At 42.1% G+C, this 26,801-nt stretch carries 19 protein-coding genes; 17 read left to right on the plus strand and 2 right to left on the minus strand.

Annotated elements, in window-relative coordinates; all coding sequences use genetic code 11:
- Nucleotides 1-9: 9 nt before the first annotated feature.
- Together dusB and hslO are read right to left on the minus strand one after the other, a co-directional pair.
- Nucleotides 10-990, minus strand: coding sequence for a tRNA dihydrouridine synthase DusB (gene dusB / locus PCY17_RS09420; RefSeq protein ID WP_049508077.1), 981 nt, complete (start codon nt 988-990; stop codon nt 10-12).
- Complete coding sequence (hslO, locus tag PCY17_RS09425; RefSeq protein WP_301393485.1) at nt 977-1,849, minus strand: Hsp33 family molecular chaperone HslO; 873 nt, start codon at nt 1,847-1,849, stop codon at nt 977-979. Before hslO ends, dusB begins: the two co-directional genes overlap by 14 nt.
- Before the next feature lie 165 nt (nt 1,850-2,014).
- Here hslO and PCY17_RS09430 point away from each other — a divergent pair, with 165 nt between their 5' ends.
- From PCY17_RS09430 to rpoC, 17 genes are all read left to right on the plus strand, one after another.
- Nucleotides 2,015-3,442: a helix-turn-helix domain-containing protein gene (locus tag PCY17_RS09430; protein ID WP_301393487.1), complete on the plus strand. Its 1,428-nt coding sequence runs from the start codon at nt 2,015-2,017 to the stop codon at nt 3,440-3,442.
- Between the two features lie 159 nt (nt 3,443-3,601).
- The gene (gene glpK / locus PCY17_RS09435) at nt 3,602-5,110 is read left to right on the plus strand and encodes a glycerol kinase GlpK (protein WP_075232366.1); all 1,509 of its coding nucleotides are present in this window, start codon (nt 3,602-3,604) and stop codon (nt 5,108-5,110) included.
- Between the two features lie 41 nt (nt 5,111-5,151).
- On the plus strand, nt 5,152-6,978 hold the full coding sequence (glpO, locus tag PCY17_RS09440) for a type 1 glycerol-3-phosphate oxidase (RefSeq protein WP_301393489.1): 1,827 nt from the start codon (nt 5,152-5,154) through the stop codon (nt 6,976-6,978).
- A 70-nt stretch (nt 6,979-7,048) separates the two neighbouring features.
- A complete protein-coding gene (locus PCY17_RS09445; protein ID WP_301393491.1) occupies nt 7,049-7,753 on the plus strand; it encodes an MIP/aquaporin family protein in 705 nt (234 codons plus the stop codon).
- Nucleotides 7,754-7,982: 229 nt separating this feature from the next.
- Nucleotides 7,983-8,114 carry a teichoic acid D-Ala incorporation-associated protein DltX gene (locus PCY17_RS09450; protein ID WP_000358457.1) on the plus strand — a complete coding sequence of 44 codons (132 nt, stop codon included), beginning with the start codon at nt 7,983-7,985 and terminating at the stop codon, nt 8,112-8,114.
- Nucleotides 8,115-8,134: 20 nt separating this feature from the next.
- Nucleotides 8,135-9,685 (plus strand): D-alanine--poly(phosphoribitol) ligase subunit DltA, encoded by a 1,551-nt coding sequence (gene dltA / locus PCY17_RS09455; protein ID WP_301393493.1) that lies wholly within the window; start codon nt 8,135-8,137, stop codon nt 9,683-9,685.
- Nucleotides 9,682-10,926 (plus strand): D-alanyl-lipoteichoic acid biosynthesis protein DltB, encoded by a 1,245-nt coding sequence (gene dltB, locus PCY17_RS09460; protein ID WP_301393495.1) that lies wholly within the window; start codon nt 9,682-9,684, stop codon nt 10,924-10,926. The genes dltA and dltB overlap by 4 nt, the downstream gene beginning before the upstream one ends.
- 13 nt (nt 10,927-10,939) lie before the next feature.
- The gene (gene dltC, locus PCY17_RS09465; RefSeq protein ID WP_000351968.1) at nt 10,940-11,179 is read left to right on the plus strand and encodes a D-alanine--poly(phosphoribitol) ligase subunit DltC; all 240 of its coding nucleotides are present in this window, start codon (nt 10,940-10,942) and stop codon (nt 11,177-11,179) included.
- The gene (gene dltD / locus PCY17_RS09470; protein WP_301393499.1) at nt 11,172-12,440 is read left to right on the plus strand and encodes a D-alanyl-lipoteichoic acid biosynthesis protein DltD; all 1,269 of its coding nucleotides are present in this window, start codon (nt 11,172-11,174) and stop codon (nt 12,438-12,440) included. The genes dltC and dltD overlap by 8 nt, the downstream gene beginning before the upstream one ends.
- A gap of 139 nt (nt 12,441-12,579) precedes the next feature.
- Nucleotides 12,580-14,835, plus strand: coding sequence for a cell surface ecto-5'-nucleotidase Nt5e (gene nt5e, locus PCY17_RS09475; protein WP_301393501.1), 2,256 nt, complete (start codon nt 12,580-12,582; stop codon nt 14,833-14,835).
- A gap of 244 nt (nt 14,836-15,079) precedes the next feature.
- A complete protein-coding gene (gene adcR, locus PCY17_RS09480; protein WP_001249315.1) occupies nt 15,080-15,520 on the plus strand; it encodes a zinc-dependent transcriptional regulator AdcR in 441 nt (146 codons plus the stop codon).
- Nucleotides 15,520-16,224 carry a metal ABC transporter ATP-binding protein gene (locus tag PCY17_RS09485; RefSeq protein WP_045762612.1) on the plus strand — a complete coding sequence of 235 codons (705 nt, stop codon included), beginning with the start codon at nt 15,520-15,522 and terminating at the stop codon, nt 16,222-16,224. The genes adcR and PCY17_RS09485 overlap by 1 nt, the downstream gene beginning before the upstream one ends.
- Nucleotides 16,217-17,023 carry a metal ABC transporter permease gene (locus tag PCY17_RS09490; RefSeq protein ID WP_049508096.1) on the plus strand — a complete coding sequence of 269 codons (807 nt, stop codon included), beginning with the start codon at nt 16,217-16,219 and terminating at the stop codon, nt 17,021-17,023. Before PCY17_RS09485 ends, PCY17_RS09490 begins: the two co-directional genes overlap by 8 nt.
- Nucleotides 17,024-17,032: 9 nt before the next feature.
- On the plus strand, nt 17,033-18,535 hold the full coding sequence (locus tag PCY17_RS09495; protein ID WP_301393507.1) for a zinc ABC transporter substrate-binding protein AdcA: 1,503 nt from the start codon (nt 17,033-17,035) through the stop codon (nt 18,533-18,535).
- 235 nt (nt 18,536-18,770) lie between these two features.
- The gene (locus tag PCY17_RS09500) at nt 18,771-19,625 is read left to right on the plus strand and encodes a VOC family protein (protein ID WP_301393508.1); all 855 of its coding nucleotides are present in this window, start codon (nt 18,771-18,773) and stop codon (nt 19,623-19,625) included.
- A 753-nt stretch (nt 19,626-20,378) separates the two neighbouring features.
- A complete protein-coding gene (locus PCY17_RS09505) occupies nt 20,379-23,981 on the plus strand; it encodes a DNA-directed RNA polymerase subunit beta (RefSeq protein WP_070458645.1) in 3,603 nt (1,200 codons plus the stop codon).
- A 32-nt stretch (nt 23,982-24,013) separates the two neighbouring features.
- Nucleotides 24,014-26,801: DNA-directed RNA polymerase subunit beta' (gene rpoC, locus PCY17_RS09510; RefSeq protein ID WP_301393514.1), on the plus strand; the 2,788-nt coding region annotated here is incomplete at its 3' end.

Raw genomic sequence — 26,801 nt, forward strand, 5'->3', positions numbered from 1 at the left:
TTTATACGTTTATGCTTTTTCTAACTGTAAGAGAGCTTCAATTTCTGCAAGTGTGCTTGCCTGTGAGATAGCTCCACGGAGTTTAGCGGCGCCAGATGTTCCACGGAGATAGTGAGGAGCGAGGCCACGGAATTCACGGACCGCAATCTTTTCTCCCTTGAGATCAATCAAGCGTTTTAAGTGCTCATAGGCAATTTTCATCTTGTCTTCAAAGGTTAAATCAGGCAGGATTTCTCCAGTTTCAAAGTAATGATTGATTTGATTGAAGAGATAAGGATTTCCCATAGCTGCGCGTCCAATCATAACGGCGTCGGCACCGACTTCCTCGATGCGTTGTTTAGCTTCTTGAACCGTACGGATGTCTCCGTTAGCGATAAATGGAATCTTGGTCAGAGCTTGTGCAACCTTATGAAGAGTCTCAAGGTCAGCGTGCCCAGTGTACATCTGTTCACGTGTACGTCCATGCATAGCGAGGGCAGAGACACCTGCAGCTTCGGCAGCAAGGGCATTCTCAACTGCTAGGGATGGGTCAGACCAGCCCGTACGCATTTTGACAGTAAGGGGGATATCAAGGACAGATTGAACTTTGTTAATGATAGAGTAAATCTTATCTGGGTCCTTGAGCCACATAGCCCCAGCTTCGTTTTTCACGATTTTGTTAACTGGACAGCCCATGTTGATATCCACGATATCGGTCTTGGTGTTTTCTTGAATGAATTCTGCTGCGCGTGCAAGGCTATCTTCATCGCTACCAAAAAGTTGGATAGAGACTGGGTTTTCGCCTTCATCGATATGAAGCATGTGAAGAGTTTTTTCGTTGTTGTATTGGATTCCCTTGTCAGAGACCATTTCCATGACAACGAGTCCAGCTCCAAGCTCTTTTGCAATGGTACGGAAGGCAGAATTGGTTACTCCCGCCATGGGTGCTAAAACGGTCCGATTGGGAATCTCAACATTACCAATCATAAAAGGTGTATTAAGATTTGTCACGAATGAGTTCCTCCAGGTCATTTTCATCGAAATTATAAGTAGTTTGGCAGAATTGACAAGTAATTTCTGCACCGTGGTCTTCGTCCTTCATTTCCTGCAAGTCTGAGCTTGGAAGACTAGAAAGAGCCTTCATAAAACGTTCTTTGCTACAGTCACATTGGAAACGAATTTCTTCTTCAGACAGACGTTTGTATGGTTCGTCTCCGTAGATAGCCTTGAGAAGGGCTTCGATATGGTCATCGCTTTCTAGAAGAGTCGAAATAGCTGGCATTTCTTGGATACGTTTTTCAAAGCGAACAATCTCTTCTTCCTTGGCTCCTGGCAACACTTGGACTAGGAAGCCACCTGCAACCTTGACCTTGTCGTCTTCATCCAAAAGGACATTGAGGCCGACTGCAGAAGGGGTCTGTTGACTTTCTGTTAGGTAGAAAGCTAGATCTTCACCGATTTCTCCCGAGATGAGGGGAGTCATAGAGTTATAAGGATTTCCAGTACCATAGTCTGTGATAACGAGGAATTGACCGTTTCCGACAAAAGGCCCGACTAGGACTTCACCAGTTGCAGTCTTTTTAATGTCAACTCCAGGGTTTTGAATGTAGCCTTTGACGTTACCCTTGGTATCTGCAACTGTGATAATGGCACCGAGGGAGCTAGTCCCAAGAACCTTGACGGTCAGCTTGGTGTTTCCTTTCTCATTGGCAGCAAGAATTTGGCTAGCGATAAGTGTACGACCAAGCGCTACAGTTGAACTAGCTTGGGTTTGATGTTTTTCTTGAGCAGTGCGGACGGTTTCTGTGCTATCAAGGACAAAAGCACGAAAGGCTCCGCTTTCTGATATAGTTTTAATAATTTTATCCATAGCTACTATTTTAGCATAAAAATGCCCAAAGGGGGAGTGGGGTGTTTGCTGATTCTGAGGATTATTTGAGTTTGAAACTAGGGAAAAACCGAAAAGATAAACAGATTATTTTAGCATTTTTTTAATTTATGCTATGCTTGAAGAAGAAAATGAAAGGGGTAACAAATGTATTTAGGAGACTTGATGGAAAAAGCTGAAGCTGGTCAATTTTTAGTCCTTTCTTTTTTATTGCAGGAGTCACAAACGACCTTAAAAGCACTGATGGAGGAGACGGGCTTCTCTAAAGCGACTGTGACCAAGTACATCTTATTCACAAATGAAAGAGCGCAAACAGTTGGTCTAGATGTACAGATTCATTTACAGGAAGAGCAGGTCAACTTGTCAGTCGGTGCGACTACTAAGGGGCGTGATATTCGTCGCCTATTTTTAGACAATGCGGTGAAATACCAGATTTTACTATATCTGCTCTATCACCATCAGTTTCAAGCCCATCAGCTGGTTCAAGAATTGATGGTCAGTGAGGCCACGCTTGGGCGCCACTTATCTGGTTTAAATCAGATTTTATCCGAATTTGATTTATCTATCCAAAACGGACGTTTGCGAGGTCCAGAGCACCAGATTCGTTACTTTTATTTCTGTCTTTTACGTAAGGTTTGGTCGAGTAAGGACTGGGGAAATGAAATGCAAAAGCCTGAGAGAAGGCGGGAGATTGCTAGTTTAGAAGAAATCTGTGGTGCTCAATTGTCTTCGGGGCAGAAGTTAGACTTGATTTTGTGGAATCATATCAGCCAACAACGTTTACGTGTCAATGCCTGTCAATTTCAAGTCATAGAAGATAAAATGCGAGGCTATTTTGACAATATTTTCTACCTTCGCTTGTTGAGAAAGACACCGTCCTTTTTTGCTGGGCAACATATTCCTTTGGGAACTGAGGATGGTGAGATGATGATTTTCTTCTCTTTTATTCTTTCTCATCGCATTTTGCCCCTACATACCATGGAGTATATCCTTGGGTTTGGAGGGCGGCTGGCAGATTTGTTGACGCAACTGATTCAAAAAATGAAGAAAGAGGGCTTGCTAGGCGGTTATACGGAAGACCATGTCACCTATGAACTGAGTCAATTTTGTGGGCAAGTCTATCTATTCAAGGGCTATATTTTACAAGACCGCTATAAGTACCAGTTAGAGAATCGTCATCCTTATTTGCTGATGGAACATGATTTTAAAGAGATAGCAGAGGAGATTTTTCATGCTTTACCTGCCTTTCAGCAGGGGACGGACTTGGATAAAAAAATACTTTGGGAATTGCTTCAATTGATGGAATACATGGCAGAAAATGACGGTCATCATATGCGGATTGGTCTAGATGTAACAGCGGGTTTTCTTGTCTTTTCAAGAATGACTGCTATCTTGAAACGCTATTTGGAATACAATCGTTTTATTACTATTGAAGCCTATGACCCTAGTCGGCACTACGATTTGCTGGTTACCAATAATCCTATTCATAAAAAAGACCAGACTCCAGTATATTATTTAAAAAACGACTTAGATATGGAAGATTTGGCAGCGATTCGTCAGATATTATTTGCTTAAAAGGCTTGGGAATCCAGGTCTTTTTTTGTGAAATTCTCACAATCTTATCAATTTTTTTTAAAATTTTAAAAAACTTGATAAACAAGAAAGCGTTTTATTTTGTATACTAGTTACTGTAAAGAGGAAATAACCTCAAGATCTTTATCAGGAGGACAGCACATGTCACAAGAAAAATACATTATGGCCATTGACCAAGGAACTACCAGTTCTCGTGCCATTATTTTTAACAAAAAAGGGGAAAAGGTCAGCTCAAGTCAAAAAGAATTCACACAAATCTTTCCACAAGCAGGTTGGGTTGAGCACAATGCCAATGAAATTTGGAACTCAGTCCAGTCAGTAATCGCTGGGGCTTTTATCGAAAGTGGTATCAAGCCAAATCAAATCCAAGCTATCGGGATTACCAACCAGCGTGAAACGACAGTTGTTTGGGATAAAAAGACAGGTCTTCCTATCTATAATGCCATCGTTTGGCAGTCTCGCCAGACAGCGCCTTTGGCTGAACAACTAAAAAAACAAGGTTATGTAGAGAAATTCCATGAGAAGACTGGTCTGATCATCGATGCTTACTTCTCTGCGACCAAGGTTCGTTGGATCTTGGACCATGTAGAAGGCGCTCAAGAGCGAGCAGAAAAGGGTGAGTTGCTCTTTGGTACTATCGATACTTGGTTGGTTTGGAAATTGACTGATGGTGCGGCTCACGTGACCGACTACTCAAATGCGGCTCGTACCATGCTCTATAACATTAAAGAACTCAAATGGGATGATGAGATTTTGGAAATCCTCAACATTCCGAAGGCTATGCTTCCAGAAGTTCGTTCTAACTCTGAAATCTACGGTAAGACAGCTCCTTTCCATTTCTACGGCGGTGAAGTGCCAATCTCAGGTATGGCTGGGGACCAACAGGCAGCCCTCTTTGGACAGTTGGCTTTTGAGCCTGGTATGGTCAAAAATACTTACGGAACAGGTTCTTTCATCATCATGAATACTGGTGAAGAAATGCAGTTGTCTGAAAACAACCTCTTGACAACCATTGGTTATGGTATTAACGGCAAGGTTTACTATGCCTTGGAAGGTTCTATCTTCATCGCAGGAAGTGCCATTCAATGGCTTCGTGACGGACTTCGCATGGTTGAAAACTCACCAGAGTCTGAAAAATATGCTCGTGACTCTCACAATAATGACGAAGTTTATGTCGTTCCAGCCTTTACAGGTTTAGGTGCTCCATACTGGAACCAAAATGCTCGTGGTTCTGTCTTTGGCTTAACTCGTGGAACAAGCAAAGAAGATTTTATCAAGGCAACCTTGCAATCTATCGCTTATCAAGTGCGTGATATCATCGATACCATGCAAGTGGATGCTCAGACAGCTATCCAAGTCTTGAAGGTGGATGGCGGTGCAGCTATGAATAACTTTCTCATGCAGTTCCAAGCGGACATCTTAGGAATCGACATCGCACGCGCCAAAAACTTGGAAACAACTGCTCTAGGAGCAGCCTTCCTAGCAGGTTTGTCAGTAGGCTACTGGAAGGATTTGGATGAGTTGAAACTCTTGAATGAGACAGGAGAACTTTTTGAGCCATCCATGAACGAATCTCGCAAGGAACAACTCTACAAAGGCTGGAAGAAAGCTGTGAAAGCAACTCAAGTATTTGCGGAAATCGACGACTAATACTGGAAGAATAAAGCGACTTAATTAGAAAGTGTGTAGATATGGAATTTTCAAAGAAAACACGTGAATTATCAATTAAAAAAATGCAGGAACGTACCTTGGATCTCTTGATTATCGGTGGGGGGATCACAGGGGCTGGTGTAGCTTTACAGGCGGCAGCTAGTGGTCTTGAAACTGGTTTGATTGAAATGCAGGATTTCGCAGAAGGAACATCAAGCCGTTCGACAAAATTGGTTCACGGAGGTCTTCGCTACCTCAAACAATTCGACGTAGAAGTGGTGTCAGATACGGTTTCTGAACGTGCAGTGGTTCAACAAATTGCTCCACACATTCCAAAACCAGACCCAATGCTCTTGCCAGTTTACGATGAGGATGGAGCGACCTTTAGCCTCTTCCGTCTCAAAGTAGCCATGGATTTGTATGACCTTTTAGCAGGGGTTAATAACACGCCAGCTGCCAACAAGGTCTTGAGTAAGGAAGAAGTCTTGGAACGTCAACCAAACTTGAAGAAAGAAGGTTTGGTAGGAGGTGGGGTTTACCTTGACTTCCGTAACAACGATGCCCGTCTCGTGATTGAAAACATCAAACGTGCTAACCAAGATGGTGCCCTCATTGCCAACCACGTTAAGGCAGAAGGCTTCCTCTTTGACGAAAGTGGCAAGATTACTGGTGTCGTAGCCCGTGATTTGTTGACAGACCAAGTCTTTGAAATCAAGGCTCGTCTGGTGATCAACACAACAGGTCCTTGGAGCGACAAGGTACGTAATTTGTCTAATAAGGGAACCCAATTCTCACAAATGCGTCCAACTAAGGGAGTTCACCTAGTAGTGGATTCAAGTAAGATCAAGGTTTCACAGCCAGTTTACTTTGATACAGGTTTGGATGATGGCCGTATGGTCTTTGTTCTCCCACGTGAAAACAAGACTTACTTTGGTACAACGGATACAGACTACACAGGTGATTTGGAACATCCAAAAGTGACTCAGGAAGATGTAGATTATCTGCTTGGCATTGTCAACAACCGCTTCCCAGAAGCAAACATCACTATTGACGATATCGAAAGCAGCTGGGCAGGTCTTCGTCCATTGATTGCAGGCAATAGCGCTTCTGACTACAATGGCGGAAATAACGGAACTATCAGTGATGAAAGCTTTAATAACTTGATTGCGACTGTTGAAGCTTATCTATCGAAAGAAAAAACGCGTGAAGATGTTGAATCTGCTGTCAGCAAGCTTGAAAGTAGTACTTCTGAGAAACATTTGGATCCATCTGCAGTTTCTCGTGGTTCGAGCTTAGATCGTGATGACAATGGCCTTTTGACCCTTGCTGGTGGTAAAATTACAGACTACCGTAAGATGGCAGAAGGAGCTATGGAGCGCGTGGTTGATATCCTCAAAGCAGAATTTGATCGTAGCTTTAAACTCATCAACTCTAAGACTTACCCTGTTTCAGGTGGAGAATTGAATCCAGCAAATGTGGACTCAGAAATCGAAGCCTTTGCGCAACTTGGAGTGTCACGTGGTTTGGATAGCAAGGAAGCTCATTACCTAGCAAATCTCTATGGTTCAAATGCACCGAAGGTCTTTGCTCTTGCTCATAGTTTAGAACAAGCACCAGGACTCAGCTTGGCAGATACCTTATCCCTTCACTATGCAATGCGCAACGAGTTGGCTCTTAGCCCAGTTGACTTCCTCCTTCGTCGTACCAACTACATGCTTTTCATGCGTGATAGCTTGGACAGCATCTTAGAGCCAGTTTTGGATGAAATGGGACGATTCTATGACTGGACAGAAGAAGAGAAAACAACTTACCGTGCTGATGTCGAAGCAGCTCTTGCTCAAAATGACTTGGCAGCATTAAAAAATTAAGAAAAACTAGAAGAGAGGGAGACAAGCGTTCCTTGCTTTCTCTCTCCTTCTTTTAAATGGAGACAAAGATATGATGAAAGAATTATTTGGAGAATTTTTGGGGACTTTAATCCTGATTCTCCTAGGAAATGGTGTTGTTGCAGGTGTGGTTCTTCCCAAAACTAAGAGTAACAATTCAGGATGGATTGTCATTACCATGGGTTGGGGAATTGCCGTTGCTGTCGCGGCCTTTGTGTCTGGCACCCTCAGTCCAGCTCATTTAAATCCAGCTGTGACCATTGGTGTGGCTTTAAAAGGTGGTTTGCCCTGGGCATCAGTATTCCCTTATATCCTAGCCCAGTTCGCAGGGGCTATGCTCGGTCAGATTTTGGTTTGGTTGCAATTTAAACCACATTATGATGCAGAAGAAAATGCAGGCAATATCCTGGCAACCTTCAGTACTGGACCAGCCATCAAAGATACTGTATCAAACTTGATTAGCGAAATCCTTGGCACCTTTGTATTGGTATTGACAATCTTTGCTTTGGGACTTTATGACCTTCAAGCAGGAATCGGAACCTTTGCAGTGGGGACTTTGATTGTCGGTATCGGTCTATCACTAGGTGGGACAACAGGTTATGCCTTGAACCCTGCACGTGATCTTGGACCTCGTATCATGCACAGTATCCTTCCAATTTCAAACAAGGGAGACGGAGACTGGTCTTATGCTTGGATTCCAGTTGTGGGACCTGTTATCGGTGCAGCCTTGGCCGTGCTTGTATTCTCACTTTTCTAAGATAAAAGAGCTATTTGTAACAAAGTTTGAGAATCCAATCTCAAACTTTGTTGTTTTTTGAAGGCAAAACATTAATATCTTAACTTGTCTTAAAATAAGCTAAAATGTGCTTTCTAAAAATGGTAAACAGTTGAAAATGAAGAGACTAAAGTGGTAAAATGGGAACAAGAAAAAATAGTAATTGTATATTTGCATAAAATTATTGAAAATTTACAAAAAGAAGTTAATTATGGATAAAAAGAAACCAATCTATGTTTTTTTAGGACAAACGGTCCTGTATTTTATTGTTCTACTTGGTTTGCTTTACTTTTTTAGTTACCTAGGACAAAGTCAGGGAAGCTTTATTTACAATGAATTTTAGTTTAAAGGAGAAAAATCATCGTGTCTAATAAGCCGATAAAAGATATGATTGAAGCGATTGAATATTTCGCCCAAACTCAACCTACCTTTCCAGTATACAATGTCTTAGGGCAAGAGCACACTTATGGAGATTTGAAGTCTGATTCGGATAGTTTGGCTGCAGCTATTGATCAACTGGATTTACCAGAGAAGTCTCCCGTGGTTGTTTTCGGAGGCCAAGAATATGAAATGTTGGCAACTTTTGTAGCGCTGACTAAGTCAGGTCATGCCTACATTCCAATTGATAGCCATTCGGCTTTGGAGCGAGTTTCAGCTATTTTAGAAGTGGCAGAGCCAAGTTTGATTATTGCCATTTCAGAATTTCCATTGGAGCAGGTTTCTACACCGATGATGAATCTAGCTCAGGTTCAAGAAGCCTTTGCCCAAGGGACTAGCTATGAAATCACGCATCCAGTCAAGGGCGATGATAACTACTACATTATCTTTACTTCAGGGACAACTGGAAAACCAAAAGGGGTGCAAATTTCGCATGATAATCTGCTCAGCTTTACCAACTGGATGATTACGGACAAGGAATTTGCGACGCCAGATCGTCCACAAATGTTGGCGCAACCACCCTATTCTTTTGACTTGTCTGTCATGTACTGGGCACCGACCTTGGCTCTTGGAGGAACGCTTTTTGCCCTCCCATCAGCCATTACTCAAGACTTTAAGCAGCTCTTTGCGACTATCTTTTCACTTCCAATTTCTATCTGGACTTCAACACCATCTTTTGCAGATATGGCCATGTTGTCTGAAGATTTCAATGCTGAAAAGATGCCAGGGATTACCCATTTTTATTTTGATGGGGAAGAGTTGACCATTAAAACCGCTCAGAAATTGCGCGAGCGTTTCCCAAATGCGCGTATCATCAATGCTTACGGTCCAACGGAAGCAACAGTTGCTTTGTCAGCAGTCGCTATTACAGATGAGATGTTGGCAACCTTGAAACGTCTTCCGATTGGCTACACCAAACCTGATTCACCAACCTTCATCATCGATGAAGAGGGCAATAAATTGCCAAATGGTGAGCAAGGGGAGATCATCGTGTCTGGACCAGCCGTTTCAAAAGGTTATATGAATAATCCAGAGAAAACAGCAGAAGCCTTCTTCGAATTTGAAGGTCTGCCAGCCTATCATACGGGAGATGTGGGAACTATGACAGATGAAGGTCTCCTTCTCTATGGTGGACGGATGGACTTCCAGATCAAGTTTAACGGTTACCGCATTGAGCTAGAAGATGTTTCTCAAAACTTGAATAAATCTCAGTATGTTGAATCCGCTGTTGCAGTTCCACGTTACAACAAAGACCACAAGGTTCAAAACCTCTTGGCCTATGTTATCTTAAAAGATGGCGTCAAAGAACAATTTGAGCGCGAAATTGATATCACGAAAGCTATCAAGGAAGACTTGGAAGATATTATGATGTCTTACATGATGCCATCTAAGTTTCTTTACAGAGAGGAATTGCCACTAACTCCAAATGGCAAGATTGACATCAAAGGATTGATTAACGAGGTGAATAATAGATGATGGATTTCCTGAAACAGCTGCCTCATATTGAGCCGTATGGGAATCCGCAGTACTTTTTGTACGTGATTACTGCTGCCTTGCCAATCTTTATCGGTCTTTTTTTCAAAAAACGCTTTGCTTGGTATGAAATACTGGTTAGTCTCTTCTTTATCGTTACCATGTTGACGGGTGGCAAGACTAATCAAATAGCTGCCTTAGGAATCTATCTAATTTGGCAAATTGTACTGGTTCTTTTTTACAAGCAGTATCGAAAAATTCGAGATGGCAAATGGATTTTCTATCTCGTTAGTCTGTTGTCTTTACTTCCAATCGTATTTGTAAAGGCGCAAACAGCCATTAACGGAACACAATCCTTGCTGGGTTTTATCGGAATTTCTTATTTGACATTTCGTTCGGTGGGAATCATCATCGAACTCAGAGATGGAGTCATTAAGGATTTGAAGATGTGGGAGTATTTGCGTTTTCTTCTCTTTATGCCGACATTTTCAAGTGGTCCTATTGATCGTTTCAAACGTTTTAATGAAAATTATAAGACGATACCAGAGCGCGATGAGTTGCTAGATATGCTAGCCGAGTCCGTTCGGTATATCATGTGGGGATTTCTGTATAAATTTATCCTAGCTCATATTCTAGGCGAGATTTTATTGCCACCACTAAAGAATTTAGCTCTACAAACAGGAGGCGTCTTTAACTATTATGTAGTGGCCATCATGTACACATTTGGTTTGGAGCTCTTCTTTGACTTTGCAGGTTACTCTATGTTTGCTCTAGCTATTTCAAATCTGATGGGGATTCGTAGTCCAATCAACTTCAACAAACCTTTCTTGTCAAGAGATTTGAAGGAGTTTTGGAATCGTTGGCACATGAGTTTATCCTTCTGGTTCCGTGACTTTGTCTTTATGCGCATGGTCATGGTGATGACGAGAAAGAAATTGTTTAAGAATCGAAATGTGACCTCAAGTGTCGCCTATATCTTGAACATGCTCCTTATGGGGTTCTGGCATGGGATAACTTGGTTTTACATCGCCTACGGACTCTTTCATGGAGTGGGCTTAGTCATTAATGATGCCTGGGTTCGAAAGAAAAAAACGCTCAATAAAGAACGTAAGAAAGCAGGGCAAGCTCCCTTGCCTGAGAATCGCTGGGTTCAGTTGCTTGGCATGGTGATAACCTTCCATGTCGTGATGATTTCATTCTTAATCTTCTCTGGATTTTTGAATGATTTATGGTTTAAAAAATAAAAGGAATTAAAAAATGGATATCAAATCAGAAGTTATTGAAATTATTGATGAATTGTTTATGGAAGATGTTTCTGACATGATGGATGAAGATCTTTTTGATGCAGGTGTCTTGGATAGTATGGGGACAGTTGAATTAATCGTGGAAATCGAAAACCGATTTGATATTCGTGTCCCAGTTACAGAATTTGGTCGTGATGACTGGAATACAGCTAATAAAATCGTAGCAGGAATTACGGAGTTAAAGAATGCTTAAACGCTTGTGGCTGATTTTCGGGCCTGTCTTTCTAGCGGGCTTGTTGGTGTGCCTTCTTATCTGTTTCTATCCAAGTAGCCCAAGTCATAATCTCATGGAGGAAAAATACTCTGCCGCTTCGATAAGTGCAGAGAGCTTTAAGGAAAGAAGTCAAAAAGTGAGAGCTCTCACGGATCCTAATATACGTTTTATACCCTTTTTGGGTTCGAGTGAATGGATTCGTTTTGATAGCATGCATCCAGGAGTATTAGCTGAAAAGTATAATCGCCCCTATCGTCCTTATTTTATGGGGCAGGCAGGAGCAGCTTCTCTTAGTCAGTACTTTGGACTACAACAAATCACATCTGAGCTTGAAAACAAACAAGCGGTATTTGTAATCTCTCCGCAATGGTTTACAAAAGAGGAGCACGATGCGCCTACTTTTCAAAGCTTTTTTAACAATGACCAGTTGACGGCCTTTTTGGAAAATCAATCCGGAGATCTGGCTGCTCAATATGCGGCCACTAGACTCTTGAAGCAAAATCCAAGAGTACCGATGAAGGGGATTGTTGAGAAGCTTGCCAAGAATGAACAATTGTCAGACTTTGATCAAACGATGGTTAATCTCTCTGCCGAGTTCAATGAAAGACAAGCTGCTCTTTTTGGTCAATTCTCCATTCATGGTCGATTAAAGTACAAGGATCATATTGAAAAATATTTGAGCAGCCTCCCAGATCAATTTTCTTATGAAGAATTGGAAAATATTGCACGTAAGGATGCAGAAGAAAATACGACCAATAATGATTTGGGGATGGATAACCACTTTTACAATACTCAACTAAAGAAAGATTTAAAAAAGTGGGAAGGGTATCAAAAAAATTACAACTTTCTCCAGTCAAGTGAGTACAATGATTTACAGTTAGTGCTCGATCAATTTGCAAAATCTAAGGTCAATGTACTCTTTGTCTTTCAACCTGTCAATAAAAAATGGATGGATTATATAGGCTTGAGTGAAGAAATGTATCAACACACTGTCGAAAAAATTCGTTACCAGTTGGAGAGTCAAGGCTTCACCAACATCGCTGACTTTTCAAAAGATGGTGATGAACCATACTTTGTTAAGGATACGATTCATATTGGTTGGTTAGGCTGGTTAGCATTTGATAAGGTTGTAAATCCCTTTTTGAGCAATCCAACAACAGCGCCTGATTACCAAATGAATGACCGTTTCTTTAGCCAAGATTGGGCAACCTATGATGGAAATATCCAAGATTTTCAATAATATAGAAAAGGAGTTTGAACTTTTTGTTCAGACTTTTTTTATGAAATGTCGGATAGGTTACCTTCAAAAAGGTTAAAAGTTTTAAAATGATGCTAAATAGCGTATAATGGTAGGAGAAAGAAGAGAAAGGGATTTCAATATGAATAAACGTTTTTTGTTGCCTGTGCTATCGACAGCCCTATTAGCTCCAGCCTTTTTAGCTGGACAGGTCTATGCTGAAGAAAATACTAGTTCTTCAGAAGCTACAGAAGTTGTGAGCACTACAGAAGCACCAGTAGTGACAGTGACTCCTGAGGTTGCTACAAGTCCGGCAACACCAGCTGAAGAAGCTGCACCTCAAAAAGAAGAAGCAGATACTGTTATCTTGCATACCAATGACGTGCATGGTCGTATCGTAGAAGAAAAAGGAGTAATCGGAGATGCCAAACTCGCAACGGTTATTGAGAAGGAGCGAGAAAAGAGCAATCAAACGACTCTAGTAGTAGATGCAGGCGATGCCTTCCAAGGTCTGCCAATTTCAAACTCTACAAAGGGTGAAGCACGTGCCAAAATCCTAAACGAGATGGGTTACGATGCTATGGCTGTAGGAAATCATGAGTTCGACTTTGGACTTGATGAAGTTAAAAAATACAAAGAAATTTTGAACTTCCCATTGCTCAGCTCAAACACTTATGTGAATGGGGCTCGTTTATTTGAAGCAGCAACAATTGTTGATAAGAACAAGGATGTTGAAGGTGATGAATTTGTCGTCATCGGTGTGACAACGCCTGAAACAGCTACTAAGACCCACCCTAAAAATGTTACAGGTGTAACCTTTACAGAGCCTATTGCAGAGGTTAATAAGGTTATCGAAGAAATTCAAGCTAAAGCCTTGGCAGAAGGCAAAGACTATAAACACTATGTTGTTCTCGCTCACTTGGGAGTTGATACAACAACACCAGTAGAATGGCGCGGTTCAACACTTGCAGAAGCACTTTCAAAAAATCCTCTTTTGAAAGGTAAGCGTGTCACTGTTATTGATGGTCACTCTCATACAGTAGAATCGACTACTTATGGTGACAATGTAACATACAACCAGACAGGAAGCTATCTCCATAACGTTGGTAAAATCACTTACAAATCTCGCCAATTATTGGGAAATCCTTCACTCATTGCAGCTGCAGATGCTAAGAAATTGGAAGCTAATCCAAAAATTGAAAAACTTGTCAAGGATATCAAACAAAAGTATGACGCTGAAAATGCTATAGAAGTTGTTTCAAATAGTCCAGTTGAATTGAACGGTGACCGTGAAAATGTCCGTGTCCGTGAAACTAACCTTGGAAATGTTGTCGCAGATTCTCTCTATCAATACGGTCAAACAGGCTTTAGTCATCCGACGGATATCGCTGTGACCAATGGTGGTGGCTTGCGTGAAACGATTGCCAAAGATAAGCCAATTACAAAAGGAAATGTCATTGCGGTTCTACCATTTGGGAACACAATTTCACAAATTCAAGTAACTGGTCAGCAAGTTTTTGACATGTTTGAAAAATCACTCGGGTCTATCTTGCAGGTTGATAAGGCAGGGAAAACTGTCTTGGATGAAAATGGTCAACCATTGCTAGAACCAAGTGGCGGATTCTTACAGATTTCAGGAGCCAAGGTCTACTACGATACAAATCTAGCTGCAGGCAAACGTGTCTTGGCTATTCAAGTTAAGAATCGTGCGACTGGTCTTTATGAAAAACTAGATTTGGAAAAAGTTTACTACCTAGCAACCAATGACTTCCTTGCAGCAGGTGGTGATGGTTATACCATGCTTGGTGGTGCCAGAGAAGAAGGCCCTTCAATGGATGCTGCCTTTGAAGATTACCTTAAAACAGCTGATTTGACTCAGTATGAAAAGGTAAATCCAAACTCACGCACGATTTCTGTGGATTCAAAAACATTTAAACTGCCAGAAGATCAAGGTAAAGAGCAAGATCCAGCTAAACCAGGAAAAGATTCAGCAACAGATCCAGCTAAACCAGGAAAAGATCCAGCAACAGATCCAGCTAAACCTGAAAAAGATCCAGCAATAACTCCTACTCAACCAGGAAAAACTCAGGGAACAACTCCGGTTAATTCAGGAAATGATGCAACTAAGCCAGGAAAAGTTCAAAATACAACTCCAGCTAAATCGGAGCAAGATTCAGCAACAAAAACAACTCCATCAGGAAAAACTCAAGGAACAACTCCTGCCCAAACATCTACTGTAAAAGTTGATTATAAGGTTGCAGATAAATTTGTCAATAAGACAGTCGTATCAGAAAAAATACTTCCGAATACAGGTAGTGAACAATCTATTTTCATGATGCTATTGGGTATGATTCTTGGAGCGACAGCCCTCTGGACTAGCCGCAAACAAGAAAAATAATTCTAAAGGATGAAAACATCTCAGGTGTTTTCATCTTTTTTCTTGACTCCTTACTTGGATGTGATATACTTAACTAGTAAAGGAATGGTGTGATACTCAATAAAACTCAAAGAGCAAACTAGGAAGCGAGACGCGGGCTGTACTTGAGTACGCCAAGACGAAGCTGACGTGGTTTGAATTTGATTTTTGAAGAGTATGAAAACCTTGTATTTATAGAAATTCCGTTCTAAGAAAGGAGCAAATCATGAGACAGTTGGCAAAAGATATCGATCAATTTTTAAACGAGATTATTTTAAAAGCTGAAAATCAGCATGAAATTTTGATTGGCCATTGCACGAGTGATGTGGCCTTGACCAATACCCAGGAGCATATTCTCATGCTTTTATCAGAGGAGTCGCTCACCAACTCTGAGTTGGCGCGTCGTCTCAATGTCAGTCAAGCTGCCGTTACCAAGGCTATCAAATCCCTGGTTAAAGAGGGGATGCTAGAAACGTCTAAGGATCCTAAGGATGCTCGCGTTGTCTTCTATCAATTAACAGACTTGGCTCGACCTATTGCTGAGGAACACCACCATCATCATGAACATACCCTCTCGACTTATGAGCAGGTTGCCACTCAGTTTACACCAAACGAACAAAAAATTATCCAGCGGTTTTTAACTGCTTTAGTAGGAGAAATCAAGTAATGAGATACATCACAGTAGAGGATTTGTCCTTCTATTATGACAAGGAACCTGTGCTTGAGCATATCAATTACAGTGTTGATAGTGGGGAATTTGTCACACTGACAGGAGAAAATGGAGCAGCCAAGACAACGCTAATCAAGGCTAGCCTTGGAATTCTTCAACCACGAATTGGGAAAGTAACCATCTCAAAGACAAATATTCATGGGAAAAAATTAAGAATCGCCTATCTTCCTCAGCAGATCGCCAGTTTTAATGCAGGTTTTCCTAGTACTGTTTATGAGTTTGTCAAATCAGGTCGCTACCCAAGAAAGGGCTGGTTCCGTCGTTTGAATGCCCATGATGAAGAACACATTAAGGCTAGTTTAAACTCAGTTGGTATGTGGGAACATCGGGATAAACGGATTGGCTCTCTCTCTGGTGGGCAAAAGCAAAGAGCGGTTATTGCACGTATGTTTGCTTCAGATCCAGATATCTTTATCTTGGATGAGCCGACAACAGGGATGGATGCCGGCACCAAGAATGAATTTTATGAGCTCATGCACCATAGTGCCCACCATCATGGTAAGGCTGTTCTGATGATTACTCACGATCCTGAAGAGGTCAAGGACTACGCAGATCGTAACATCCACCTTGTTCGAGACCAAGATTCACCATGGCGTTGTTTCAATGTCCATGAAAATGATCAGGAGGTGGATCATGTTTAATCTATTGTCTTATGATTTTATGCAACGGGCCTTTTTAGCTGTTATTGCCATGAGTCTCTTTTCGCCAGTCCTTGGGACCTTCCTCATCTTGCGTCGTCAGAGCCTTATGAGTGATACTCTGAGTCACGTCTCACTTTCGGGTGTTGCCTTTGGTTTGGTTTTGGGGATTTCTCCAACCATCTCAACCATTGCCATTGTCTTGATTGCCGCGGTCTTTCTTGAATATCTCCGTACGGTTTACAAGAGCTTTATGGAGATTGGGACAGCCATTCTCATGTCTACAGGACTTGCAGTTTCACTCATTGTTATGAGTAAGGGGAAGAGTTCTAGCTCTATGAGTTTGGACCAATACCTCTTTGGTTCTATCGTGACTATTAGTCAAGAGCAGGTAATTGGGCTCTTTGTCATTGCCGCGGTTGTTTTAATCCTGACCTTCCTCTTTTTAAGACCCATGTACATCTTAACTTTTGACGAGGATACAGCTTTTGTAGATGGTCTTCCAGTGCGTACTATGTCTATCCTCTTTAACATGGTGACGGGTGTGGCTATTGCTCTTATGATTCCAGCTGCAGGGGCACTTTTGGTATCAACTATCATGGTCTTGCCAGCTAGTATCGCTTTGCGTTTAGGGAAGAACTTTAGTTCGGTGATGATTCTTGCCAGCGTTATTGGTTTTCTAGGCATGGTGGCAGGACTTTATATTTCCTATTATGCAGAGACACCACCGAGTGCAAGTATTACCATTATCTTTGTAGTTGTCTTTTTGTTAGTCAGCTTACTCAAACGTTTTATCAAATAGGAGAAGAAAATGAAAAAACTAGGCCTACTTTTGGCAAGTCTTGTGACACTATTCTTAGTTGCTTGTTCCAATCAAAAACAGGCAAACGGAAAATTAAATATTGTCACAACTTTCTATCCTGTCTACGAATTTACAAAGCAAGTAGCAGGAGATACAGCCAATGTCGAGCTCTTGATTGGTGCAGGGACAGAGCCACATGATTATGAACCATCACCTAAGGCAGTCGCTAAAATCCAAGACGCCGACGCCTTTGTGTATGAGAACGAAAACATGGAAACTTGGGTTCCCAAATTGTTAGATTCCCTAGATGCGAAAAAAGTAAAAACCATTAAGGCTACTGGTGATATGTTGCTTCTTCCAGGGAGTGAAGAAGAGGAAGATCATGACCATGGCGAAGAAGGCCATCATCACGAGTATGATCCTCACGTATGGTTGTCTCCTGCGCGTGCCATTAAGCTTGTAGAGCACATTCGTGACAGTTTATCAGCTGACTATCCTGATAAAAAAGCAACCTTTGAGCAAAATGCAGCAGCCTATATCGAAAAACTACAAGCTTTGGATAAATCCTATACTGAAGGTCTTTCTAGTGCTAAACAAAAGAGTTTTGTGACTCAGCACGCAGCCTTTCGTTATCTAGCCTTGGACTACGGACTCAATCAAGTCTCTATCTCAGGTCTATCACCAGATGCTGAGCCGTCAGCAAGCCGTTTGGCAGAATTGACCGAGTACATCAAGAAAAACAAGATTTCTTATATCTACTTTGAAGAAAATGCCTCTCAAGCCCTAGCAAATACTCTCTCAAAAGAGACAGGAGTTAAGTTAGATGTTTTGAATCCTCTGGAAAGCTTGACCGAAGAGGACATGAAGGCCGGTGAGAACTATATCTCTGTCATGGAGAAAAATCTCAAGGCCCTCAAGCAAACTACTGACCAGGCAGGGGCAGAAATTGAGCCAGAAAAAGCAGAGGAAACTAAAACCGTTCAAAATGGCTACTTTGAGGATGCAGATGTTAAGGATCGCACCTTGAGTGACTATGCTGGTAACTGGCAGTCAGTCTATCCTTTCCTTGAAAATGGAACTCTTGATCAAGTCTTTGACTACAAGGCTAAATTGACTGGTAAGATGACCAAGGATGAGTATAAGGCCTACTATCAAAAGGGTTATCAAACCGATGTATCTAAGATTAATATCACGGATAATACTATGGAATTCATCCAAGGTGACCAAAGTAAGAAATATACATACAAGTATGTCGGCAAGAAAATTTTGACTTATAAGAAAGGGAATCGAGGAGTTCGTTATCTCTTTGAAGCGACAGATGCGGATGCTGGACAATTTAAGTATGTTCAGTTTAGCGACCACAATATCGCCCCAGTCAAGGCAGAGCATTTCCATATCTTTTTTGGAGGCACTAGCCAGGAAGCCCTCTTTGAAGAAATGGATAACTGGCCAACCTACTATCCAGATGGCTTATCTGGTCAAGAAATCGCCCAAGAAATGCTGGCTCATTAAAGCGAAACAATCCTTCCTACATGGGGAGGATTTTTCTTGTTTTTTAATCCCTATACTCAATGAAAATCAAAGAGCAAACTAGGAAACTAGCCGCAGGCTGTACTTGAGTACGGCAAGGCGACGTTGACGCGGTTTGAATTTGATTTTCGAAGAGTATAAGCATCTGAATTGACATTGGCTGAAATGGGTGTATAATGGGTGTAATAAATATGGTTACAACAAAGAAAGGTTTTCTATGGTTTACGAATATAATAGTCGCATTCATTTGGCTGAAGTGGCTTTAAATGTTAGAGATTTAGCAGGTCAGACTGCTTTTTATCACCAATTACTTGGTTTGGAGATTTTGAATCAATCGGAAAAAGAAGTTCTTCTAGGTGCCGGAGGAAAACCGCTAGTAAAACTGATCCAAACAGAAAATACAAGCAATCCTAAGCAGGGCTACGGACTTTACCATTTGGCCTTGCTTTTACCGAGTCGAGAGGATTTAGCAAATATTTTTAAACACTTGCTAGATTTAAAGATTCCGCTAGTTGGCGGGGCTGATCATGGTTATAGTGAGGCTATCTATTTGGAAGACTTAGAGGGCAATGGGATTGAACTCTACAGAGATAAACCTGTGACAGTCTGGGATATTCGTGAGGATGGACGAATTATCGGGGTGACAGAAGAGCTGTCTGCCCAAGATATCTACGAACTAGGAAGAAACATAGAGCCTTTTGCAATCGCAAGTGGCACTCGCATAGGGCACGTTCACCTATCTGTTAAAAACAGCCGAGAAGCGAGTGTGCTCTACCAAGAGTCTCTCGGTCTTGAGGATAAATTCACGATTCCGCATGCCAGTTGGATAGCATCGGGGAATTACCATCATCATCTAGCGGTGAATGAATGGGGTGGTCGTTTGTTAGCGCGACGTGAGAATGGCATGGTGGGTCTTGCCTACTATGTGGTTGAAGTTGAGAACAAAGAGGAGTTGTTGAAGGTTTTTGCCCAATCTCAAGGTAATAAGGCGATAACTCATTGGTTTTCTTCTGCAGAATTTAGCTTGACTGACAAGGATGGCATTGTGACCCGAGTCAGAGTGGAGAGCTAGAAATCTTTAAAACTAGGGGGGATTACTTTATATAAAAAGGACAGAATAGCTTGATTCAAACGTTTTGAAAGTCAAAAAGATAGCTTCTTTTGAGAGCATGAAAAATGCTTCTGGTAGGATTTATTTTTACCATTGGCTCACTGAACATTGCTGACCAGGCTATTCAGGTTTATTTCAATAAAGAAATCATGTTGGAAAAACGAATGAATTTCTATCCAAATACGACTGAGAAATCCTTTTTAAGGTCGGATAGATTTCCTAAAGTCTCTAGAAGTTCTTGCTTGCTAAGTTCCTACCATTGAATGGCAGAGGTCAAAAATGATTCGATCATTGATTCAGATATTTTTTGTTGAAGGTCACACAGTTTTACGAAGAGGCTGATTTGGAAATGAATTAGCGAAAATGAAAATATCCTTTTCTGAAAACAAGACCTATCAATATTACAGGCAAAAAAATCGTTCAAAACCCTTGAAAAATCAAAAAAAATCAGGTATAATGTAAATAATCATTTGTCGTAGGTTTTGTCTGAAATATTGTCCGGACAAGGCTCACAGCAGTTAAATCTCCTGAAAAAGTCGGATTTAGCTGCTCTTTTTGTGCTTTTTTTCAGGTTTTTCGATTTTTGTAACAAAGATTTAAAGATTCTGAAAATTGGTCGAGGGGGATAAGTTGATAGGGTTTTTAGAACCCTCTAACGATAATTACTAGCTTAGATCACTAAGCTTGGAACTTTATTTAAAAAGGAGAATCATCTTGGCAGGACATGACGTTCAATACGGGAAACATCGTACCCGTCGTAGTTTTTCAAGAATCAAAGAAGTTCTTGACTTACCAAATTTGATTGAAATTCAAACTGATTCATTCAAAGATTTCCTAGACCATGGTCTGAAGGAAGTGTTTGAAGATGTATTGCCAATTTCAAACTTCACAGACACAATGGAGTTGGAATTTGTTGGCTACGAAATCAAAGAACCTAAATATACGCTTGAAGAAGCTCGTATCCATGATGCCAGCTACTCAGCACCTATCTTTGTAACCTTCCGCTTGATTAACAAAGAAACTGGCGAAATTAAGACACAGGAAGTTTTCTTTGGTGATTTCCCAATCATGACTGAGATGGGGACTTTCATCATCAACGGTGGTGAGCGTATCATCGTATCACAGTTGGTGCGTTCTCCAGGTGTTTATTTTAATGACAAGGTAGACAAAAATGGTAAAGTGGGCTACGGTTCAACTGTTATCCCTAACCGTGGAGCTTGGTTGGAACTTGAAAGCGACTCAAAAGATATCGCCTATACTCGTATCGACCGTACTCGTAAAATTCCATTTACGACCTTAGTTCGTGCGCTTGGTTTCTCAGGCGATGATGAAATCTTTGATATCTTTGGTGACAGCGATCTTGTTCGTAACACTGTTGAAAAAGATATTCACAAGAACCCAATGGACTCTCGTACAGACGAAGCTTTGAAGGAAATCTACGAACGCCTTCGTCCAGGTGAGCCTAAGACTGCTGAAAGCTCACGTAGCTTGCTTGTAGCTCGTTTCTTTGACCCACGTCGTTATGACTTGGCTGCAGTTGGTCGTTACAAGATCAATAAAAAACTCAATGTTAAAACACGTTTGCTCAACCAAACTATTGCTGAGCCATTGGTAGATCCTGAAACTGGAGAAATCTTGGTAGAAGCTGGTACAATCATGACTCGTAGCGTCATTGAAAGTATCGAAAGCCATTTGGATGGCGACTTGAACAAGATTGTCTACATTCCAAATGATGCTGCTGTAGTAACAGAGCCAGTTGTTCTTCAAAAATTCAAGGTTGTTGCACCAACTGATCCAGACCGTGTTGTAACAATCATCGGTAATGCAAATCCAGATGATAAAGTTCGCATCGTAACTCCTGCAGATATCTTGGCTGAGATGAGCTACTTCCTCAACTTGGCTGAAGGTATTGGCCGTGTGGATGATATCGACCACCTTGGAAATCGTCGTATCCGTGCTGTTGGTGAATTGCTTGCCAACCAAGTGCGTCTTGGACTTTCACGTATGGAACGTAACGTTCGTGAACGTATGTCTGTTCAAGATAACGAAGTACTAACACCACAACAAATTATCAATATCCGTCCAGTAACTGCAGCAATCAAAGAATTCTTTGGTTCTTCTCAATTGTCACAGTTCATGGACCAACACAACCCACTTTCTGAGTTGTCACACAAACGTCGTTTGTCTGCCTTAGGACCTGGTGGTTTGACACGTGACCGCGCTGGATATGAAGTGCGTGACGTGCACTACACTCACTATGGTCGTATGTGTCCGATTGAAACACCTGAAGGGCCAAACATCGGTTTGATCAACAACTTGTCTTCATACGGGCACCTCAACAAGTATGGTTTCATTCAAACACCATATCGTAAGGTTGACCGTGCAACTGGAAAAGTAACCAACGAAATCGTTTGGTTGACAGCCGATGAAGAAGATGAGTTCACAGTAGCTCAGGCTAACTCTAAATTGAACGCAGATGGCACTTTTGCTGAAAAAGTTGTCATGGGACGTCACCAAGGGGTTAACCAAGAATATCCAGCATCAAGTGTTGATTATATGGACGTTTCGCCTAAGCAGGTAGTTGCCGTTGCGACAGCATGTATTCCTTTCTTGGAAAACGATGACTCCAACCGTGCCCTCATGGGAGCCAACATGCAACGTCAGGCTGTGCCATTGATTGATCCCAAAGCACCTTACGTGGGTACTGGTATGGAATACCAAGCAGCTCATGATTCAGGAGCTGCAGTTATTGCACAACATGGTGGTAAGGTTACCTATGCAGATGCTGACAAGGTAGAAGTTCGTCGTGAAGATGGCTCATTGGATGTTTACCACATTCAAAAATTCCGTCGTTCAAACTCAGGTACTGCCTACAACCAACGTACTCTCGTAAAAGTTGGCGATATCGTTGAAAAAGGTGATTTCATTGCTGACGGACCTTCTATGGAAAATGGAGAAATGGCGCTTGGACAAAACCCAATCGTTGCCTACATGACATGGGAAGGTTACAACTTCGAGGATGCCGTTATCATGAGCGAACGCTTGGTTAAAGATGATGTCTATACATCTGTCCACCTTGAAGAATACGAATCAGAAACACGCGATACAAAGCTTGGGCCTGAAGAAATCACTCGTGAAATTCCAAACGTTGGTGAAGATGCCCTTAAAGACCTTGACGAAATGGGTATTATCCGTATCGGTGCTGAGGTTAAAGAAGGGGATATCCTTGTAGGTAAAGTAACACCTAAGGGTGAAAAAGACCTTTCAGCTGAAGAACGTCTCTTGCACGCTATTTTCGGAGACAAATCTCGTGAAGTTCGCGATACTTCACTTCGCGTACCCCACGGTGCCGATGGTGTTGTTCGTGATGTTAAGATCTTTACACGTGCAAATGGTGATGAATTACAATCAGGTGTTAATATGCTGGTTCGTGTTTACATCGCTCAAAAACGTAAGATTAAGGTCGGAGACAAGATGGCCGGACGTCACGGAAACAAAGGGGTTGTCTCTCGTATCGTTCCTGTAGAAGATATGCCTTACCTTCCAGATGGAACTCCAGTCGATATCATGTTGAACCCACTTGGGGTGCCATCACGTATGAATATCGGTCAGGTTATGGAGCTTCACCTTGGTATGGCAGCTCGTACTCTTGGTATCCACATCGCAACACCGGTCTTTGATGGAGCAAGTTCAGAAGATCTTTGGTCAACTGTTAAGGAAGCAGGCATGGATAGCGATGCTAAGACTATCCTTTACGATGGACGTACTGGTGAACCATTTGATAACCGTGTATCAGTTGGTGTCATGTACATGATCAAACTCCACCACATGGTTGATGATAAATTGCACGCTCGTTCAGTCGGACCATACTCAACAGTTACGCAACAACCACTCGGAGGTAAGGCTCAGTTTGGTGGACAACGTTTCGGTGAGATGGAGGTTTGGGCGCTTGAAGCCTATGGTGCCTCAAATGTCCTTCAAGAAATCTTGACTTACAAGTCTGACGATATCAACGGACGTTTGAAAGCCTATGAAGCTATTACAAAAGGAAAACCAATTCCAAAACCAGGTGTTCCAGAATCCTTCCGAGTTCTTGTTAAAGAATTGCAATCACTTGGTCTTGACATGCGTGTTCTTGACGAAGATGATCAAGAAGTTGAACTTCGTGATCTTGACGAGGGCATGGACGAAGATGTCATCCACGTAGATGACCTTGAAAAAGCACGTAAAAAAGCTGCTGAAGAAGCAAAAGCTGCTTTTGAAGCTGAAGAAGGTGCAAAAGCGGAAGCAACAGAAGAAGCTACTGAACAAGAATAAGTAGCTCACTTAGAATAGAAAGGGAAGAAATAGTGGTTGACGTAAATCGTTTTAAAAGTATGCAAATCACACTAGCTTCTCCAAGCAAAGTCCGTTCATGGTCTTATGGAGAAGTCAAAAAACCTGAAACAATCAATTACCGTACGTTGAAACCAGAACGTGAAGGACTATTTGACGAAGTCATCTTTGGTCCTACAAAAGACTGGGAATGTGCTTGTGGTAAGTACAAACGCATTCGTTACAGAGGGATTGTTTGTGACCGTTGTGGTGTTGAAGTAACGCGTACAAAAGTTCGTCGTGAACGTATGGGACACATCGAGTTGAAAGCTCCTGTATCTCATATCTGGTATTTCAAGGGAATTCCAAGTCGTATGGGCTTGACCCTTGATATGAGTCCTCGTGCCCTCGAGGAAGTAATCTACTTTGCTGCTTACGTGGTGATCGATCCTAAGGATACACCACTTGAGCACAAATCAATCATGACAGAGCGTGAATACCGTGAGCGCTTGCGTGAATATGGCTACGGATCATTCGTTGCTAAAATGGGTGCCGAAGCTATCCAAGACCTCTTGAAACAAGTAGATCTTGAAAAAGAAATTGCTGAGCTTAAAGAAGAATTGAAGACAGCAACTGGACAAAAACGTATCAAAGCTATCCGTCGTTTGGATGTTTTGGATGCCTTTTACAAGTCTGGAAACAAACCTGAATGGATGATTCTTAACATCCTTCCGGTTATTCCACCAGATCTTCGTCCAATGTTGCAGTTGGATGGTGGCCGTTTTGCCTCATCTGACTTGAACGACCTTTACCGTCGTGTTATCAACCGTAACAACCGTTTGGCTCGTTTGCTTGAGTTGAACGCACCAGGTATCATCGTTCAAAATGAGAAGCGTATGCTTCAAGAAGCGGTTGACGCTTTGATTGACAATGGTCGTCGTGGTCGTCCAATTACAGGACCAGGTAGCCGTCCACTTAAATCATTGAGCCACATGCTCAAAGGTAAACAAGGACGCTTCCGTCAAAACTTGCTTGGTAAACGTGTTGACTTCTCAGGACGTTCCGTTATCGCCGTTGGTCCAACTCTTAAGATGTACCAATGTGGTGTGCCACGTGAAATGGCTATCGAGCTCTTTAAACCATTTGTGATGCGTGAAATCGTTGCGCGCGATATCGTGCAAAACGTTAAAGCGGCTAAACGCTTGGTAGAACGTGGAGACGAACGCATCTGGGATATCCTCGAAGAAGTTATCAAGGAACACCCAGTGCTTTTGAACCGCGCACCGACCCTTCACCGTTTGGGTATCCAAGCCTTTGAACCTGTCTTGATTGACGGTAAAGCCCTTCGCTTGCACCCACTTGTCTGTGAAGCCTACAATGCCGACTTTGACGGTGACCAAATGGCCATCCACGTACCGCTTTCAGAAGAAGCCCAAGCAGAAGCGCGTATCTTGATGTTGGCTGCTGAGCACATCTTGAACCCGAAAGATGGTAAACCAGTTGTTACTCCATCTCAGGACATGGTTTTGGGTAACTACTACTTGACCATGGAAGAAGCTGGTCGTGAAGGTGAAGGAATGGTCTTCAAAGACCGTGACGAAGCTGTTATGGCTTACCGCAATGGCTATGTTCACCTCCACTCACGTGTTGGTATCGCAACAGACAGTCTTAACAAACCATGGACAGAAGAGCAAAAACACAAAATCTTGCTTACAACTGTTGGTAAGATTCTCTTCAACGATATCATGCCAGAAGGTCTACCCTACTTGCAAGAACCAAATAATGCCAACTTGACAGAAGGCGTTCCAGCTAAATACTTCTTGCCACTTGGTGGAGATATCAAGGAAGCTATCAGCAAACTTGAACTTAACCCTCCATTCAAGAAGAAAAACCTTGGAAATATCATCGCTGAAATCTTCAAACGTTTCCGTACGACTGAAACTTCTGCCCTACTTGACCGTATGAAGAACCTCGGATACCACCACTCAACTCTTGCAGGATTGACAGTGGGTATTGCCGATATCCCAGTCGTTGAAGACAAGGCTGAAATCATTGAAGAATCACACAAACGTGTAGAACAAATCACTAAACAATTCCGTCGTGGTATGATCACAGACGACGAACGTTACAATGCTGTAACAGCTGAATGGCGTGCTGCCCGTGAAAAATTGGAGAAACGCTTGATTGCCAACCAAGATCCTAAGAACCCAATCGTTATGATGATGGACTCTGGAGCCCGTGGTAACATCTCAAACTTCTCACAGCTTGCCGGTATGCGTGGTCTGATGGCTGCTCCGAATGGACGTATCATGGAATTGCCAATCCTTTCAAACTTCCGTGAAGGTTTGTCTGTATTGGAAATGTTCTTCTCAACTCACGGTGCTCGTAAAGGTATGACCGATACGGCCCTTAAGACAGCCGACTCAGGTTACTTGACTCGTCGTTTGGTTGACGTTGCCCAAGACGTGATCATCCGTGAGGATGACTGTGGAACAGACCGTGGTCTCTTGATCCGTTCTATTACTGAAGGTAAAGAGATGATTGAGTCTCTTGAAGAACGTCTCAATGGTCGTTACACTAAGAAAACTGTTAAACACCCAGAAACTGGTGCAGTTATCATTGGTCCAAATGAATTGATTACAGAAGACAAGGCTCGTGAAATTGTTAATGCTGGTGTTGAAGAAGTAACCATCCGCTCCGTATTTACATGTAACACTCGTCATGGTGTCTGCCGTCACTGTTACGGTATCAACTTGGCGACTGGTGATGCGGTTGAAGTTGGTGAAGCAGTTGGTACAATCGCTGCCCAATCTATCGGGGAAC

The organism is Streptococcus sp. SO2, assembly GCF_030440025.1.

Excerpts from the sequence above, each read along its gene's own strand:
- hslO (WP_301393485.1), bottom strand. The coding sequence starts at position 1,849 with ATGGATAAAATTATTAAAACTATATCAGAAAGCGGAGCCTTTCGTGCT.
- PCY17_RS09430 (WP_301393487.1), top strand. The coding sequence starts at position 2,015 with ATGTATTTAGGAGACTTGATGGAAAAAGCTGAAGCTGGTCAATTTTTA.
- glpK (WP_075232366.1), top strand. The coding sequence starts at position 3,602 with ATGTCACAAGAAAAATACATTATGGCCATTGACCAAGGAACTACCAGT.
- glpO (WP_301393489.1), top strand. The coding sequence starts at position 5,152 with ATGGAATTTTCAAAGAAAACACGTGAATTATCAATTAAAAAAATGCAG.
- PCY17_RS09445 (WP_301393491.1), top strand. The coding sequence starts at position 7,049 with ATGATGAAAGAATTATTTGGAGAATTTTTGGGGACTTTAATCCTGATT.
- PCY17_RS09450 (WP_000358457.1), top strand. The coding sequence starts at position 7,983 with ATGGATAAAAAGAAACCAATCTATGTTTTTTTAGGACAAACGGTCCTG.
- dltB (WP_301393495.1), top strand. The coding sequence starts at position 9,682 with ATGATGGATTTCCTGAAACAGCTGCCTCATATTGAGCCGTATGGGAAT.
- dltC (WP_000351968.1), top strand. The coding sequence starts at position 10,940 with ATGGATATCAAATCAGAAGTTATTGAAATTATTGATGAATTGTTTATG.
- dltD (WP_301393499.1), top strand. The coding sequence starts at position 11,172 with ATGCTTAAACGCTTGTGGCTGATTTTCGGGCCTGTCTTTCTAGCGGGC.
- nt5e (WP_301393501.1), top strand. The coding sequence starts at position 12,580 with ATGAATAAACGTTTTTTGTTGCCTGTGCTATCGACAGCCCTATTAGCT.
- adcR (WP_001249315.1), top strand. The coding sequence starts at position 15,080 with ATGAGACAGTTGGCAAAAGATATCGATCAATTTTTAAACGAGATTATT.
- PCY17_RS09485 (WP_045762612.1), top strand. The coding sequence starts at position 15,520 with ATGAGATACATCACAGTAGAGGATTTGTCCTTCTATTATGACAAGGAA.
- PCY17_RS09490 (WP_049508096.1), top strand. The coding sequence starts at position 16,217 with ATGTTTAATCTATTGTCTTATGATTTTATGCAACGGGCCTTTTTAGCT.
- PCY17_RS09495 (WP_301393507.1), top strand. The coding sequence starts at position 17,033 with ATGAAAAAACTAGGCCTACTTTTGGCAAGTCTTGTGACACTATTCTTA.
- PCY17_RS09500 (WP_301393508.1), top strand. The coding sequence starts at position 18,771 with ATGGTTTACGAATATAATAGTCGCATTCATTTGGCTGAAGTGGCTTTA.